Source organism: Halorarius halobius, assembly GCF_024298865.1.
Classification (GTDB): domain Archaea; phylum Halobacteriota; class Halobacteria; order Halobacteriales; family Haloarculaceae; genus Halorarius; species Halorarius halobius.
In genome coordinates this window covers 1,890,505-1,903,190 of record NZ_CP101161.1, presented here as the reverse complement: position 1 = coordinate 1,903,190, position 12,686 = coordinate 1,890,505, and the positions used below count along the sequence as shown (strand labels likewise).

Annotated in this window: 12 protein-coding genes; 5 read left to right on the top strand and 7 right to left on the bottom strand. The window is 70.2% G+C overall.

Translation table 11 applies throughout. The features are described from left to right. Positions 1–10 precede the first annotated feature (10 nt). The 3 genes from NL112_RS09905 to NL112_RS09895 form a co-directional block, all read right to left on the bottom strand. Entirely contained in the window at positions 11–766 is a 756-nt protein-coding gene (locus NL112_RS09905; protein ID WP_255148671.1) for an endonuclease V, read from the bottom strand. Next, positions 766–1,662, bottom strand: a complete 897-nt coding sequence (locus NL112_RS09900; RefSeq protein WP_255148670.1) for a rhomboid family intramembrane serine protease — start codon at positions 1,660–1,662, stop codon at positions 766–768. The genes NL112_RS09905 and NL112_RS09900 overlap by 1 nt, the downstream gene beginning before the upstream one ends. 70 nt (positions 1,663–1,732) lie before the next feature. Continuing rightward, a complete protein-coding gene (locus tag NL112_RS09895; RefSeq protein ID WP_255148669.1) occupies positions 1,733–3,133 on the bottom strand; it encodes a calcium:cation antiporter family protein in 1,401 nt (466 codons plus the stop codon). A 132-nt stretch (positions 3,134–3,265) separates the two neighbouring features. Here NL112_RS09895 and NL112_RS09890 point away from each other — a divergent pair, with 132 nt between their 5' ends. The 4 genes from NL112_RS09890 to NL112_RS09875 all read left to right on the top strand — a co-directional run bounded on the left by NL112_RS09890 (position 3,266) and on the right by NL112_RS09875 (position 7,433). After that, complete coding sequence (locus NL112_RS09890) at positions 3,266–4,066, top strand: shikimate dehydrogenase (protein ID WP_255148668.1); 801 nt, start codon at positions 3,266–3,268, stop codon at positions 4,064–4,066. A gap of 61 nt (positions 4,067–4,127) precedes the next feature. Then, positions 4,128–4,904, top strand: coding sequence for a helix-hairpin-helix domain-containing protein (locus tag NL112_RS09885; protein ID WP_255148667.1), 777 nt, complete (start codon positions 4,128–4,130; stop codon positions 4,902–4,904). 44 nt (positions 4,905–4,948) lie between these two features. After that, positions 4,949–6,409: an aminodeoxychorismate synthase, component I gene (gene pabB / locus NL112_RS09880; protein ID WP_255148666.1), complete on the top strand. Its 1,461-nt coding sequence runs from the start codon at positions 4,949–4,951 to the stop codon at positions 6,407–6,409. A 409-nt stretch (positions 6,410–6,818) separates the two neighbouring features. Next, a complete protein-coding gene (locus NL112_RS09875) occupies positions 6,819–7,433 on the top strand; it encodes an anthranilate synthase component II (protein ID WP_255148665.1) in 615 nt (204 codons plus the stop codon). Here the strand turns inward: NL112_RS09875 and NL112_RS09870 are convergent. Further along, positions 7,430–9,925, bottom strand: coding sequence for a DNA topoisomerase I (locus NL112_RS09870; protein ID WP_255148664.1), 2,496 nt, complete (start codon positions 9,923–9,925; stop codon positions 7,430–7,432). The two genes, NL112_RS09875 and NL112_RS09870, sit on opposite strands and share 4 nt — an antisense overlap. 471 nt (positions 9,926–10,396) lie before the next feature. Beyond that, positions 10,397–10,930: an inorganic diphosphatase gene (locus tag NL112_RS09865; RefSeq protein WP_255148663.1), complete on the bottom strand. Its 534-nt coding sequence runs from the start codon at positions 10,928–10,930 to the stop codon at positions 10,397–10,399. A gap of 195 nt (positions 10,931–11,125) precedes the next feature. Here NL112_RS09865 and NL112_RS09860 point away from each other — a divergent pair, with 195 nt between their 5' ends. Further along, positions 11,126–11,485: a PadR family transcriptional regulator gene (locus tag NL112_RS09860; RefSeq protein WP_255148662.1), complete on the top strand. Its 360-nt coding sequence runs from the start codon at positions 11,126–11,128 to the stop codon at positions 11,483–11,485. 63 nt (positions 11,486–11,548) lie between these two features. On the opposite strand, the gene NL112_RS09855 is transcribed toward NL112_RS09860, so the two are convergent. Both NL112_RS09855 and rnhA read right to left on the bottom strand, forming a co-directional pair. Next, positions 11,549–12,103, bottom strand: coding sequence for a DUF7108 family protein (locus NL112_RS09855; protein ID WP_255148661.1), 555 nt, complete (start codon positions 12,101–12,103; stop codon positions 11,549–11,551). Beyond that, complete coding sequence (gene rnhA / locus NL112_RS09850) at positions 12,090–12,686, bottom strand: ribonuclease HI (protein WP_255148660.1); 597 nt, start codon at positions 12,684–12,686, stop codon at positions 12,090–12,092. The genes NL112_RS09855 and rnhA overlap by 14 nt, the downstream gene beginning before the upstream one ends.

Here is a 12,686-nt window from a genome sequence, read left to right as displayed (position 1 = left end):
GGGCGGGCAGTTAGTCGTTCCCGTCCGTCAGTTCCCGTTTCACCTCGTCGGCGTACGCGTCCGCGAGGCGGGTCGGCTCCGGGAGTTTGTAGTCGCCGCCACACGCGGCCACGAACTCGACGGCCGTGTCGGCGCTCACGCGGTGGCCCGGCGAGACGTACAGCGGGTTCACCCGCCTGGAGTTCGGGTACTGCCGGCTCTGGTAGGCGTAGCCGACCACCTCGCCGTCGGGGGCATCCATCGAGTCGTCGGTCTCGATGGCGACGCGTGCGCCCTGCGAGAGGGTGTCGACGGACGACCGCGGTTCGCCACACAGCAGGCTCTTGGCGACCCCCACCGCGGGCGTGTCGCGGATGACGCCGACGTGCGTGGCGAGGCCGGCCTGCCGGAAGTGGATGCGCCCGGAGCCGTCGAACAGGAGCACGTCGGGGTCGGCGTCGAGTTCGTCCAGCGCCGCGAGGATGGGGCCGCCCTCGCGAAAGGAGAGCAGGCCCGGCACGTACGGAATCGAGAGGTCGGTGACCGCGTGGACACGCTCGACCACCTCGTCGCCGCGCAGGACGACGACGGCCGAGACGGCCCGCTCGGGGTCGTCGCTGGTGAGAAACGCCTGGTCGACGCCCGCGACGAGCGCGTCGCCGCGGCCCACCTCGGCGGGCGTCGCGTCGAGCTCGTCCGCGAACAGGGCCTCGCGGGCCACCTCGCGCTGGAGCGACTCCATCTCGTCGCGCGACAGCGAGGGGTCGGGGCGGAACCGCTCGCGCATCAGAACCGGCCGCGGCCCGGGCCACCGGGACCACCGCCACCGCCGCCACCGAACCTGAGTTGCTGGGGGGCGGACACCTTGTCCTGGACGTAGACGCCGTAGGCGGCGCCGATGAACAGCCCCGCGAGATGCGCGAGATGCGCGACGTTGCCGCCGAGGACGCTGAAGTTCGAGAACACGCCGACCATCGACAGCCCCGCGTAGCCGATGGTCAGCACCCATATCGGGACGGGGAGCACGAAGTAGAGATACACCTTCAGGTCCGGATTGAGGACGGACAGCGTGGCGAGGATGGCCATGATGCCGCCCGAGGCGCCGAGCACGCCGACGATGGGGTCACCGACGACGAATCCGAACGCCACCTGTGCGAGGCCGGCGACCATCCCCGAAACGAGGAACAGCGCGCCGAACCGCTTCGAGCCGAGTTTCCGCTCCAGGACCGGCCCGAAGAAGAACATCACGATGGCGTTGCCGAACAGGTGGACCGGGCCACCGTGGGCGAACACGCTCGTCACCCACGTCCAGACGTACTCGGGATGTGCGGAGGTGAGGACGAACAGGTCCGTGGCCAGCCGCGAGGAGACGAACGATGACACGACGACCTGCAGGACGAACGTCAGCACCATCAGCGCGAGGAACGTGTACGAGAGGTTCCCGCGGAAGTAGCCGAGCGGCCCGCCAGCACCGGAGAGCCGGTCGAGCGTGCTCCGCGAGCCCTGCTGGTTCACGGAGTCGTCGAAGCCGGAGTCGAACACGCCGCCGGGGTCGTCCCAGTCGTCGAGCCCCGCACAGCCGTGGTTCTCGGGGAGTCGGTGCTCGCCGCAGTAGGTGCCGCCACACCCCCGACAGTTGTACGGCAGGTCGATGTGTTTGCCGCACACGTCGCACGTCGCCATTACCACCGTTAGGCCGGTCGCGCGCAAAGGGGTTTCCCCTTCGTGTGCCGGCCGCGGCGGCCGGGACGCGTCAGTCGTCGGGCCGGGGCGCCTGCCCCTCGCCGAACGCGGCGCGGAACTGGCGGGCGAGCCGGCGGAACAGCCGCTGGAGCGACCCCCAGCGGGACGCAAGCAGTGCGGCGCCGAGCACCATGTAGACGACGGTGTAGCCGATGAGCATCTCGTAGCTGGTGAACGGGACGGCGACGATGTCGCGGACGATGAGGAACTCGATGGCCACCTGCGAGACGAACAGCACCAGCAGGGCGACGGCCTCCCGGAGACTGATGTTGAAGTTGACGAGAATGGCCAGCGCGAAGAACGACTGGGCGGCCGTTATCCAGATTTCGGCGGACTGCTTCTGGTCGAACGGGAGCGTCCCGTACGTGCCGAGCGCCAGCGAGTAGACCACGACGAGCGTCCCGATGAGGAGCGTCCACTGGTTGAGCTTCGAGGAGATGAGCGCGTTGAAGCCGGCGGTGGAGCGGGCCTTGTTCACGAGGTAGGCGACGACGATGAGTTCCGGCGACTCCGAGGCCAGCGGCGCTATCCACTGTATCATGAAGAAGGAGGGGACGCCGAAGTCCTGTCCCAGCCGTTCGAGGCCGTGCGCGAACGGCTCGACGGCCCAGAATATCATCAGCCCGGAGTAGAGAAACAACACGAGAACGATGGGGACCCGGAGATACCGGACGAACGACTGGAAGTAGTTCGGCACGCCCACCTGTTCCTCGACTTCCTCGACGTCGCCCTGAATGATGAGGCCGATGTAGGTGACGTAGAGGCCGACGAGCACGAGCATGTCGATGCCGTCGATGCCGCCGTTCAGCGGCACGAGGAACGCCCAGACGGTCGCCAGAAACAGAAACGCGATTTCGGTGGAGATGTCGGGATCGAGGTTGACCCGCGAAGCGAGGAAGCCGTCGCGCTTCTCGACGGCCGGGTCGGTCGCGCTCCCGGCCCGCAGGATGGTGAACAGCGCGATGCCGGACCAGCCGAGGCCGATGAGGATGCGGTTCGCACCCGTCATGTTGGCGACGGCGAGGTTCGCGGAGTGACAGGCGTCGGCGAGCGTTCCCGAGGCGGCGTTGGCCGTGGCCTCGGGGGAGAACTGGGCACACGCCTCGGCGGTCGCGCCGCCGGCGCCCGCGTTCCAGGCGTACAGCGCGTCGACGGCGTACTCGGGAGCGACCGCCAGCACCGCCAGCACGGCGATGGCGAACGCCCGGGGGACGTCCTTCTCGGCGGTCTCGGCGGCCCACGCGAGCATGAACGACGCGCCCAGCACCGCCAGCCCCGCGATGGCGACCACGGTGCCGGTGCCGTAGCCGTGAACCGCGCCCGACAGCGACGACACGACCCACGGGAGCGTGAGCAGAAGGGCCCCGGCAACCGCCGCCAGCGGGTGACGGAGACGGTCGAAGACAGCCATTACCCAAATCGGGGCCGGGGATCCACGTATCTCTTTTGTTATCTCGACACCGCTTGCCGCGGCCGCTTGCGGGCGGTTTTGGTCGCCTGCCGCGACCGGCGGCTTTACCCCGGCCGGCACGAACCCCCGGGTATGCAGGTGTTCGGACTGGTCGGTAACCCGGTCGGCCACTCGCTGTCGCCGCCGATGCACGAGGCGGCGTACGACGCCCTCGGGATGGACGCCCGCTACGTCACGTTCGAACCCGCGGAGGGCGAGTTGGACCGGGCGTTCGACGGCGCGGCCGCGCTCGGCGTCGCGGGGCTGAACGTCACCATCCCGTTCAAACAGCGCGCGCTCGACCTGGTGGAGCCGGCGCCGCTCGCCGAGCGCATCGGCGCGGTCAACACCGTCGACTTCGCGGGCGCGACCCCGACCGGACACAACACCGACGCCGCCGGCGCGGTCCGGGCGCTCGCCCACAACGGAGTGGCGCTGTCCGGCACCGCGGTCGTCGTCGGCGCCGGCGGTGCGGGCCGGGCGGTCGCGTTCGGCCTCGCTGACGAGGGGATGGACGTGCGAATCGCCAACCGGACCGAGTCGACGGCCCACGACCTCGCGGACGCCGTGCCGGGCGCGACCGGCCACGGTCTCGATGCGCTCCCGGACCTACTTGCGGACGCTGACGTACTGGTCAACTGCACGAGCGTCGGGATGGACGCCCCCGACACGTCGCCCATCCCCGTCGACGCGCTCCACGCCGAGTTGGCGGTGCTGGACGCCGTCTACACGCCGATGGAGACGCGCCTGCTCCGCGACGCGGCGGCGGCGGGCGCCACAACCGTCGACGGGGCGTGGATGCTACTGTTCCAGGGCGTCGAGGCGTTCGAGATATGGACCGGCCGCGACGCGCCCGTCGACGCGATGAACGCCGCGTTGCGCGCGGCGCTGTAACCACGCGAGAGCCCGACTCGCACACGCGGTTTTTAAGGGGCGGGCAGGCAAACGTTCGTACATGGCAATCATCGACGTCATCAAATCGGTTCTGGGGTTGGACTCGAACTCGGAGTCGGACCGCCGCTCGCGCGAGGAGGCCGACGCCTCGACCGAGGCGGCGGTGAAGGGCGACGCGCCGGCCGCCAGCGACGGTGACGCGGCCGCCTCCACCGGCTCGCTCACCGAGGAGCCGCCGGAGGGGAAACCAGACTCGGACGACGAGGTGGCCGCCGCCGCGGAGCCGGCGGAAGCGGCCGGCCCCGACTCGCAGGTCGAGAGCCCCGAGACGGAGACGGACGCCGACCCCGACGCCGACACCGAGAACCCCGAGGATGGGTCGGCGTCCATCACCGAGGAGCCGCCCGAAGACGAGGGCGCGGCCGAGCCCGCCGAGGCGGCGGGTCCGCAGGCCGACGCCGACGCGCCCGACACCGACGAGGCGGACGCCGAGGCCGAGGCCCACCGCGAGGGGTCGGCCGCAGTCACGGAGGAGCCACCCGAGGACGCCACCGAACCGGCCGAGGCGACGGGCGAGGTCACGGACCACGCGGGCGCCGACCACGAAGCCGCCGAACCCGCGGAGGCGGCCGGCCCCGCGCCGGACGACCCGGCGGCGGGCGAGCAGGGGCTGACCGCCATCAGCGGCATCGGCCCGGCCTACGAGAAGCGGCTGAACGAGGCGGGCGTCGAGACGGTCGACGAACTCCGGAGCGCCGACGTCGCGGCGCTGGCCGACGAGACGGGCGTCTCCGAGAAGCGCATCCAGCGGTGGGTCGACAACGCCGAGCAGTACTGAGACGGACCGCAAGACGGTTGGCCGTCCGCGCGTTTCTTGGTCGTATGCCGAGGGTCGTCACCGACCGGTCCGCGTTCCGCGAGACGGCCCGCGACGCCCCCGAGGGCACGCGGGTCCCCGTCGAGATTCGACTGGCGGTGTCCGACCCCTTCGACGCCTACCGGCGCGCCCGCGACGGACCGGGCGGCGTCTTCCTCGACACCACGGGCGGCCAGTCCGGGTGGGGCTACTTCGCGGTCGACCCCATCGACCGACTCGAAGTGGCGGAGTCACCCGACGCCGACTCGCTGGGCGCGCTCCGCTCGCTGGTCGCCGGCGAGGCGCTCGCTCGCGGCGACTGCGACGTGCCCTACCCGTGTGGCGCGTTCGGCTGGCTCTCCTACGACGTGGCCCGCGAACTGGAGTCGCTACCCGACGCGGCGACGGCCGACCGCGAGTTGCCGCGGATGCAGTTCGCCGTGTACGACACCGTCGCGGCGTGGGAGCGACCGGCCGACGGCGACGCGACCCTTCGAGTGTGTTCCTGTCCGGTCGCGGACGACCCGGACGCCGCCTACGAGCGGGGCCGCGAGCGGGCGCTGGCGCTGGCGGATGCGGCCGTCGACGGCGACCCCGCGGTCGGCCCGGCGCGGGTCGACGCCACCGAGGCACGCTTCGAGAGCGACTGCACGCGCGAGGCGTTCGCCGAGCGGGTCCGCCGCGTCAAGGCGTACGTCCGCGACGGCGACACGTTCCAGGCGAACGTCTCCCAGCGGCTGGTCGCGCCGGCGGCGGTCCATCCGGTCGAGGCGTTCGACGCGCTCCGGGCGGTGAACCCGGCGCCGTACTCGGCGCTCGTGGAGTTCCCCGGCGTCGACCTGGTGAGCGCCTCGCCCGAACTCCTGCTGGACGTCGCGGGCGACCGCCTCACGACCGAACCCATCGCCGGCACCCGACCCCGGGGCGAGACGGCCGAGGCGGACGCCGACCTGGAACGCGAACTCACGGGCGACGAGAAGGAGCGGGCCGAGCACGCGATGCTGGTGGACCTCGAACGCAACGACCTCGGGAAGGTGTCGCGGTTCGGCACCGTCGAGGTGAGCGAGTACCGGCGCGTGGACCGCTACTCGGAGGTGATGCATCTCGTCTCGGTCGTCGAGGGGCGGCGCCGCGCCGACGCCGACCTCGTCGACGCCGTCGCCGCGCTGTTTCCGGGCGGCACCATCACCGGCGCGCCGAAACCCCGGACGATGGAGATAATCGACGAACTGGAGGCCACCCGCCGGGGGCCGTACACCGGCTCCATCGGCGTCGTCGGCTTCGACGACCGCGCCACGCTCAACATCGTCATCCGGACGCTGGTGCGGACCGGCGACGAGTACGGCCTGCGGGTGGGCGCGGGTATCGTCCACGATTCGGACCCCGACAGCGAGTACGCGGAGACGCTGGACAAGGCCCGCGCGCTGGTGCGGGCCGTCGACCACGCGCTCGACGAGACGCGGATGCGCGTGGAGGGCGAGGAATGACCGACCGTGACGGCCGGAAGACGACCGACCGTGACGGCCGGAAGACGACCGACCTGTCGGGGCGGCGCGCGCTGGCCGCGCCGCCGTGCGCGGCCAGCGGCGTGCAAGGGAGGAGTGAGCGACCGCAGGGAGCGAACGACTCGGCTGGGGAGGCGTGTGGCGGTCCCTGGCGGACCCGAAGGGCGAGTCCGTTCGGCGAACCCCGACGACGCAAGCACGCGACCGGAGGGAGCGCGCACAGCGAGTCGCGGGAGCCGAACGGACGAGGGCTTCGGGGGCATCGAACGCGTACCGGTCCGAACCGAGGGCATCGAACGCGTACCGGTCCGAACCGAGGGCATCGAACGCGTACCGGTCCGAACCACGACCACCGAACCCGGACCACCACACGCGACGGGAGGCGACACGGATGACCGACGCGCGCGTCCTCGTGATAGACAACTACGACTCCTTCGCGTACAATCTCGTCCAGTACGTCGGCGAGGCACTCCTCGACCTCGGCTACGCCGAACCCGAGGCGCGCGAGGCCGTCCGCGTCCGCCGGAACGACGCCATCACCGTCGCGGACATCGAATCGCTCGACCCCGACGCCGTCGTCGTCTCGCCCGGACCGGGCACCCCGGCCGACGCGGGCGTCTCCGTCCCGCTGTTCCGTGACCTCGCCTACCCGACGCTGGGCGTCTGTCTCGGCCACCAGGCGCTGTGTGCCGCAAACGGCGCGCGGGTGGGTCACGCGCCCGAGGTGGTCCACGGGAAACCCTCCACCGTGACCCACGACGGCCGGGGCGTCTACCGCGAGTTGCCCGCCCGACTCTCGGTCGGTCGCTACCACTCGCTGGCCGTCGCGCGCGACGACCTTCCGGGGGTGCTGGTCGAGACCGCGACCACCGAGGACGAGCGCGAGGTGGTGATGGGCGTTCGCCACCGAGAGAAGCCCCACGAGGGCGTGCAGTTCCACCCGGAGTCGATACTCACCGACCACGGGAAGCGGATGATACGGACGTTCGTCGCCGAGGCCGTCTAGCTCGCGCCGACCTGCGCCTGCCACTCGCGGACGCGGTCCGCCGAGACCCCCTGCACCTCGTTCGCGACGGCGTCGGCGTCCGCGCCCCGGAGGTCGTCGAGGCTCTCGATGCCCGCCGCCTCCAGTTTCTCGGCGGTCTTCGAGCCGACGCCGTCGAGGTCCTCGATGTCGCTCGCGGCCTGTCTGGCCTGGTACTCCTCGAAGTTGCAGATGGGACAGCCGAGTTCCCACGGGTCGTCGTCGTCGTCGCCGTCCCGTACCACGAGTTCCGGCAGGTCGTGCTCGTCGCAGTACGTGTCCGTCACCTCGATGTCGCCCCGCCGGGGGAGCGGCAACGAGTAGTCGCAGTCCGGGTAGCGGGTACAGCCGACGAGCCGGTTGCCCGAGCGCAACTGCTTGATTGCGAGTTCGCCGCCGTGTTCCTCGCCACACTCCGGACACGTGCCGATGACCTCGTCGTCGGCCTCGTCGGCCGCCTCCGCCTGACAGCGTGGACAGCCGTGGACGAACGTCGACCGGCCCGCGAGCATCTTGACGTGCTTGAGGTCGTGGGCCTCGCAGGTCTCGTCGATGACCGTCGGTTCGCCCTGGCTCGGAAGCGGGAGGGTGTACCGGCAGTCGGGGAAGCCGTCACAGCCGACGAAGTACGACCCACGCCGCGAGCGCCGGACGATGAGGTCCTCGCCACACTCCGGGCAGGGGCCGAGCGTCTTGTCGGCCTTCAGCGACTCCTTGAGGAACTCGCCGACCTCCTCCCGGTGGTCGTGGAGGTCCTCGAACACGCGCTGGAGCATCTCGCGTGACTCGTCGGTCACCTCGTCGAGCGACGTCTCGCCCGCGGCGATGGCGTCCATATCCGCCTCCAGTTGCGCGGTCATCCCCTCGTCGACGATGTGGTCGGCGAACTCCTCGCTGGCCTCGACGACGGCCATCGCCAGCCCCGTCGGGCGGGGCGGGTCCGACTCGATGTAGCCGCGGTCGTACAGTTTCTGGATGGTCTCGTGGCGCGTCGCCTTCGTCCCGATGCCCATCGACTCCATCGTCTCGATGAGCCGCGACTGGCCGCGGCGGCGCGGCGGCTGGGTCTGTTTCGCCTCCAGACGCACGTCGGTCACGCCGAGTTGGTCGCCCTCCTCGACGTCCGGCACGTAGTTCTCCGAGGTGCCGAAGTACGGGTAGACGGCGTGATACCCCGGTTCGACGAGTCGCTTGCCGTTGGCCTTCAGCCGGCAGTCGTTGGCCTCCGCGACGACCCGCAGGTGCGCCCACGTCGCTGGCTCCGCACACGTCGCCAGGAAGCGGCGGACGACGAGTTCGTATATCTCCCACTCGTCCTCCGAGAGGTCCTGTCGGCCGGGAATCTCGCCGGTCGGGTGGATGGGCGGGTGGTCGGTCGTCTCCTCGTCGCCCTCCGTCGGTTCGATGTCGTCCCCCTCAAGCAGGGAGGCGGCGTCCTCGCCGAACGCGCCCGTGTCCGCGAACGTCGAAACCAGTTCTTCGGGGTCGAGGTCGTCGGGGTAGACGGTGTTGTCCGTCCGCGGGTACGTTATCCAGCCGGCCGTGTACAGTTCCTCGGCGACGCTCATCGCCTTCTGTGCCGAGTAGCCGAGCGACCCCGCGGCGCGGATGTACTGGGTGGTGTTGAACGGCGCGGGCGGGTCGTCCGTGCGGGTCCGCCGCGAGACGGACGTGACGGTCGCGCCCCCAGCCTCGCGCAGGCGCTCGTGGGCCGCCTCCGCGTCGGCCTCGTTCCAGACGCGCTCCTCTTCGGTGCCATCCTCGCCCTCGTAGAAGTACTGCGCCTCGAACGTTTCATCGCCCTTCGCCAACCCCGCGAACAGTTCCCAGTAGTCGTCCGGCTCGAACGCCTCTATCTCGCGTTCGCGGTCGACGATGAGTTTGAGCGTGGGGGACTGCACCCGGCCGACGGAGATGAAGTCGTCGCCCAACTGTCCCGCGGTGAGCGAGAGGAACCGCGTGAGCGCCGCGCCCCACATCAGGTCGATTATCTGCCGGGCCTCGCCGGCCGCCGCGAGGTCGAAATCCAGGTCGTCCGGGTCGGCGAAGGCGTCTTTCACCTCGCGTTCGGTGATGGAGGAGAAGCGGACCCGCTTGATGGGCACGTCCGTCACCTCCTCGATGAGTTCGTACGCCTCCTTCCCGATGAGTTCGCCCTCGCGGTCGTAGTCGGTGGCGATGACCGCGCTGTCGGCCGCCTCCGCGAGCGACTGGAGCGTGCGGACGATGTTCTCCTTCGTTGGGTTCTTCACCACCTCCGCCTCCGTCAGCTCCACGGGCTCGACGTCCCGCCAGTCGTTGTACTCGGGCGGGAAGTCGACGCCGACGACGTGGCCCGAGAGGCCGACACAGCGCGTGTCGCCCCACCGGTAGACGTTGACGCCGTTCTGGCGGTCGACGCCCGCGCCGCCGTCCGAGAGGATGTCCGCGATGCGGCGCGCGGCGTTGTCCTTCTCGGTGACGATGAGTTCCATCGCCGGGTCGTAGGCGAGGCCCCGTAGTAAACGCTTCGGCGCGAAACCGGGAGACAGCGCGGGTGTGCGCGCCCGTGACGGCGCCCGCGCGTCGGCCGCGTGTGCGTGGAGGTGATGCTACTGAGAAGGGTGGACGGTCTGTTGCTACTATGAGTAGACAGCCACGTGGCGCGCGCTGGCCGCGGCTCGTCCGCGGCCAGCGGCGCGCGAGGGAGGAGTGAGCGACCGCAGGGAGCGAACGACTCGGCTGGGGAGGTGTGTGGGTGCGGTCCCTGGTGGACTCGAAGGGCGAGGGCGTTCGGGGAAGCACGGTGCCTCAAGCACCGCAGGCCGAAGGCCGAGGAGCACAGAGCGTACCGCGCGACCCGAACGCCCGAGGGCTTCGGAGCCACTCGTGACGCGTCTCGCTATCGGAGCCACTCGTGACGCGTCTCACCACCCGACGACACCGAAAGAATCGAAACGGCGCTTCTACCCGAAGTGCTGCTCGTAGAGGTCCTGGGCGTGTTCGATGGCGTCGTAGGCGGCCTGCCGGTCCTCCCACCCCTCGACGGCGACCTCCTTGCCCTCCTCGAGGTTCTTGTACGTCTCGAAGAACTCCTCGATTTCGTCGAGTTCCTGCTGGGTGAGGTCGTCGATACCCTCGACGTGGTCGTAGCGGGGGTCCTCGCTGGGAACGGCGATGACCTTGTCGTCCTGCTCGCCGTCGTCGTCCATCTTCATCAGCGCGACCGGACGGGCCTCGATGACACAGCCGGGGAACGTCTGGTCCTCGAGGAGCACGAGCACGTCGAACGGGTCCTCGTCGTCGTAGTACGACCGCGGGATGAACCCGTAGTCGGAGGGGTAGTGGACGTTCGAGTGGAGCACGCGGTCGAGCACGACGCCGGGGATGTCCTTGTCGTACTCGTACTTGTTGCGCTCGCCCTTCAGACACTCGACGACTGCGTAAATCTCCTCGGGCGGGTTCGGCCCCGTCTCGAGGTCTTCCCAGAGGTTCGTCATCGTCGGGAGTCCGACCAGCGGCCAAAAACTACTTTCGGTATGGCTCCGACCGTCGGACACGTGAAGAGCACCGAGAGCCTCCGGGAAGCGGCCCCGAGTGCTATCCGAGTGCTCTCATCCGAATATCAACGGATGGTATCGGCCGACGGTACCCACCTGCGAAGCGTTAAATAGCCGCGAGTCGTCAGTTAACCCATGTCAGAGGCACGAACGGTTTCGGGCACCCCAGGTATCGCAAGCGAGTTGACCGCGTTCCAGCGGAACATCCTCACCATCCTCGCCGAGGAGGCGCGCTACGGCCTCGCCATCAAACGCGAACTCGAGGAGTACTACGGTAGCGAGGTGAATCACGGGCGGCTCTACCCCAACCTCGACGACCTCGTCGAACTGGGGCTCGTGGAGAAGAGCGAACTCGACAAGCGGACGAACCAGTACGCGCTCACCGACGAAGGGGAGAACGTCCTGGTGTCGCAGTTCCGCTGGGAGTTCTCGAAGTTCGTCACCGGCGACGACCGCGCCGAGCGCATCGAGTCGCTCGTCGACGAGTTCCGGTAGGGCAACCGGCACTCCTCCGCGCTCTCCGCTCGCCAGCGGCCGCTCCGTCCCGTAGCTGGTCGTCTACGCTCCGTCCCGTAGCTGGTCGCCCGCCGCCCGGACGAGGTCGACCGACTCCTCGACGACCGCCGACTGCTCGTCGGTGGGCCACGCGTTGCGCGGGAAGTACTCCTCGACGAACTCCCGGACCTCGCCGGCGGTGGCCGCCTCGACCGGCTTGGCGTAGTGGTTGCCCATGAAGTCCGCGAACGCGTGGGCGGTGCGGCCGTGGACCTCGCCGTGCTCGGCGGTGACCCGGTCGGCGGCGGCGCGGTTGTGCCGTTCGGTCGCGTCCCAGTCGTCGGCCTCGCCCGGCCCGGACAGCGACACCTCGACGCCGTTATCGACGTCGTCGATGCGGTCCATCCGGACCGTCCCCTCGTCGTCGAGCCAGTCGCTGGGGTGGAGAACGAGCGTGTCGCCGTCGTCGTCCTCGCGGACGCGGGCGGTGTAGCCGTGCTCGGCGAGCAGTTCGTCGCGGCGCCTCCGGTGGGCGTCGGCCTCGTTGGGGTCGACCGCCTCGCTGGCGCGCCGCGTGAGCCGTTCGGCCTCCTCGGCGGTGTCGTCAGGCAGCGTCATCGAGTGCGTCGTTCGCCAGTTCGTCGGCGCGCTCGTTTATCTCCCGCGGTACGTGCTCGATGCGCCAGTCGTCGAACCGGTCGAGCAACTCGCGGACGCGCACCCGGCGCTCGCGCAGGCCGGGGTCGTTGGTGTCCCACTCGCCGCGCACCTGCTTGACTATCAGTTGGGCGTCGCCGCGGACGTGCACCTCGTCGAACCCGTGGTCGGCGGCGACCTCCAGCGCCCGGATGAGCGCCTCGTACTCCGCGCGGTTGTTCGTCATCGTTCCCAGCCGTTCGCCCCCCTCCGCGACGATGCCGTCGCCGGTGACGACGACGTATCCCGCGGCCGCCGGCCCCGGGTTGCCGCGGGAGGCGCCGTCGAAGTAGACGTGTGCGCGGCCCCCACCCTCCCGCAGGAGCCCCACCAGCCGGTTCGTGTCGCCCCCCTGTACCACCACCTTCCCCTCGTAGGCGACGGCCGTCGCGCCCGCGTGGCTGGCGCGCCACAGTTCGTGGTCGGTGTTGCCGGCGTCGACGGTCACGCCCGCGGCCTCCAGTCGCTTGCGGGCGGCGTCCGGGTCGCACTCGATGACTGGCAC

Bases quoted from the DNA above. Each gene is read 5' to 3' on its own strand.
- NL112_RS09905 (WP_255148671.1), bottom strand. From the start codon at position 766: ATGCGCGAGCGGTTCCGCCCCGACCCCTCGCTGTCGCGCGACGAGATG.
- NL112_RS09900 (WP_255148670.1), bottom strand. From the start codon at position 1,662: ATGGCGACGTGCGACGTGTGCGGCAAACACATCGACCTGCCGTACAAC.
- NL112_RS09895 (WP_255148669.1), bottom strand. From the start codon at position 3,133: ATGGCTGTCTTCGACCGTCTCCGTCACCCGCTGGCGGCGGTTGCCGGG.
- NL112_RS09890 (WP_255148668.1), top strand. From the start codon at position 3,266: ATGCAGGTGTTCGGACTGGTCGGTAACCCGGTCGGCCACTCGCTGTCG.
- NL112_RS09885 (WP_255148667.1), top strand. From the start codon at position 4,128: ATGGCAATCATCGACGTCATCAAATCGGTTCTGGGGTTGGACTCGAAC.
- pabB (WP_255148666.1), top strand. From the start codon at position 4,949: ATGCCGAGGGTCGTCACCGACCGGTCCGCGTTCCGCGAGACGGCCCGC.
- NL112_RS09875 (WP_255148665.1), top strand. From the start codon at position 6,819: ATGACCGACGCGCGCGTCCTCGTGATAGACAACTACGACTCCTTCGCG.
- NL112_RS09870 (WP_255148664.1), bottom strand. From the start codon at position 9,925: ATGGAACTCATCGTCACCGAGAAGGACAACGCCGCGCGCCGCATCGCG.
- NL112_RS09865 (WP_255148663.1), bottom strand. From the start codon at position 10,930: ATGACGAACCTCTGGGAAGACCTCGAGACGGGGCCGAACCCGCCCGAG.
- NL112_RS09860 (WP_255148662.1), top strand. From the start codon at position 11,126: ATGTCAGAGGCACGAACGGTTTCGGGCACCCCAGGTATCGCAAGCGAG.
- NL112_RS09855 (WP_255148661.1), bottom strand. From the start codon at position 12,103: ATGACGCTGCCTGACGACACCGCCGAGGAGGCCGAACGGCTCACGCGG.